Genomic DNA, 2475 nt, shown 5'->3' with positions numbered 1-2475 from the left:
GCCAAGTCCTGCCGGACTGGCAGAAACCGTGGTGGGATGCGACAGGCAATCATTCGATCCCGCTCGCCTTCGGCAATGCCGGCTACACCGTCAACCGCGACCTCTACAAAGGCCCGGTCGACAGCTGGAAGACCTATTTCGAGCCACCGGCGGAGCTGCGCGGCAAGATCGCCAGCCTGGCGCAGCCCGACGAAGTCATTCCGGCAGCGGAAAACTATCTCGGCATCAAATATTGCAGCGAAGACCCGCAGGAGATGAAGCGCGTGCTCGACCTCTTGCTGGCGCAGAAGCCATTCGTGGCGGCCTATTCCAGCGACAACATCGAAAACCGCATCGGCAGCGGCGAGGTTGCCGCCCATTTCTGGTGGGACGGCAACACCATGAGGCTTCGCCGCAACGACAAGGCCAATGTCGAATACGCGATGCCGAAAGAAGGTCTGGTCGGCTGGCTGGATTCCTATGTCGTGCCGAAGGGCGCGACCAATATCGAGAACGCCAAGAAGTTCATCGATTTCATGACCCAGATCGACAACGCGACGGCGCAGTACAATTATTACGGCCACTCTTCGCCGGTGAAGATCGACGAGAGCAAGGCGCTCTACAACAAGGAGAACGCTCCGGAGCTGTTCCCGACCGTTCCCGTCAAGATGGGCCAGGCCTGCTCGCCGGCGGCGCAGGAACTCGTCACCAAGGTCTGGACGCAGCTTCTGCAATGAGCCGCTCAGCCGGGGCGCGCGCCGCCCCGGCATCTCCATTCTCAAAGGGGCTGGCCATGCAGACCGAAAATCTTGACTACGACTACATCGTCATCGGCGCAGGCTCGGCCGGTTGTGTCCTTGCCAATCGCCTGAGCGCCAACCCGTCCCACAAAGTGTGCCTGATCGAAGCCGGCGGCAGCGACAGCGGCCTGCGGGTCAAGGTGCCTGCCGGCATCCTCTCGCTCTACGGCAATCCGAACTATGACTACTGCTATGTCGGCGTGCCTCAGCCCAACCTCAACGGCCGCAGGATTCCGGTCAATCGCGGCAAGGCGCTGGGCGGCTCCAGTTCCATCAACTCGATGGTCTACATCAGGGGCGCCGCGCAGGACTATGACGAGTGGTCGCGACTCGGCTGCGCAGGCTGGGCATTCAGCGACGTGCTTCCCGTCTTCAAGAAGCTCGAGCGCAACCTGCTTGGCCAGGACCCGCACTACCACGGTACAGGCGGGGAACTGCTGGTCGACAAGCCGCGCGATCCGAATGTGCTGTCGTCGATGTTCGTCAAGGCCGGCAACAATGCCGGTCTTCCGGCCAACAGCGACTTCAATGCCGAAAGCCAGTTCGGCCTCGGCATCTACAATGTCACCCAGGATCGCGGCCAGCGCTTCAGCAGTTTCACCGCCTTCATGCGCCCGGTGCTCGATCGCAAGAATCTCACAATCCTCAGCGAATGCGAAGTGATCGACCTCGATATAGCCGAGGAACGCGCGACAGGGGTACGGGTGCGGTACAAGGGCGAGCAGAAGACGCTGTCGGCCCGCCGCGAAATCGTGCTTTCGGCCGGGGCGATCAATTCACCGAAGATCTTGCTGGCGTCCGGCATCGGCGCAGCCGCCGAGCTGCAGGCGATCGGTATAAAGCCGGTTGTCGATCTGCCGGGCGTGGGCAAGAACCTTCAGGACCATATCGACGGCATGATCACGGTCCGCTCCTCGAGCACGAAGACGCTCGGCCTGTCGCTGCCCAACCTGCCCCGCGTGCTGGCTGCGCCCTTCCGGTATTTTGCCGGCCGCAAGGGCATGCTCACCACCAACTACGTCGAAGCCGGCGGCTTTGCCCGGACGAAGTATGCGAACGGCATTCCCGACATCCAGTTCCATTTCGTGCCCGGCTATCGCAGCCATCGCGGCAGGCTGGTGGAGTACGGCCATGGCTACGCAATGCACACCTGCGTGCTCAGGCCCAAAAGCGTCGGCGAACTCAAACTGTCAGGCCAGGCATCGAACCGGGATGTGCTGATCGATCATCGCTTCTTCTCGAACGACGAGGATGCCAGGGTGTTGGTCGAAGGCATCAAGATCGCGCGTCAAATCTTTGCCGCATCCGAGTTCGACCCGATCAGGGGGACGGAGATGCTGCCGGGCAAGGATGTTCGCAGCGATGACGAGATCCTCGCCTATCTGCGTGCCGAAGCGCTCACCGTCTATCATCCGGTGGGGACGTGCAAGATGGGGACCGATGCGATGGCCGTCGTCGACCCGGCAACGCTCAAGGTGCGCGGCATCAGTGGCTTGCGGGTCGCGGATGCGTCCGTGATGCCGAAGCTGATCGGCGGCAACACCAATGCCCCCAGCATGATGATCGGGCACCGGGCAGCGGAGATGATCCTGGGCCGGGGATAATTTCTGTAGCGCAACTCCAGGAAAGGCGTGCAGCGGCCTTCCTTCAGTAGCCGCGCAAAAACAGTGAGTTGGAGCGGTTCAGTCAATCAAAC

2 protein-coding genes are annotated in these 2475 nt (G+C 61.7%); both read left to right on the top strand.

Going from position 1 to position 2475, the window contains the following annotated elements; genetic code table 11:
• Window positions 1–716 (top strand): extracellular solute-binding protein (locus tag EN893_RS29000; protein WP_128361984.1); only part of this gene is annotated, 716 nt, incomplete at its 5' end.
• Window positions 717–772: 56 nt separating this feature from the next.
• Complete coding sequence (locus tag EN893_RS28995; RefSeq protein WP_127267082.1) at window positions 773–2383, top strand: GMC family oxidoreductase N-terminal domain-containing protein; 1611 nt, start codon at window positions 773–775, stop codon at window positions 2381–2383.
• Window positions 2384–2475: the final 92 nt, after the last annotated feature.

The organism is Mesorhizobium sp. M7A.F.Ca.CA.004.04.2.1 (assembly GCF_004022825.1).
Taxonomy (GTDB): Bacteria; Pseudomonadota; Alphaproteobacteria; order Rhizobiales; family Rhizobiaceae; genus Mesorhizobium.
This window is presented reverse-complemented; position numbering and strand designations above follow the sequence as displayed.

Coding starts and splice junctions, on each gene's coding strand:
- EN893_RS28995 (WP_127267082.1), top strand. CDS start 773: ATGCAGACCGAAAATCTTGACTACGACTACATCGTCATCGGCGCAGGC.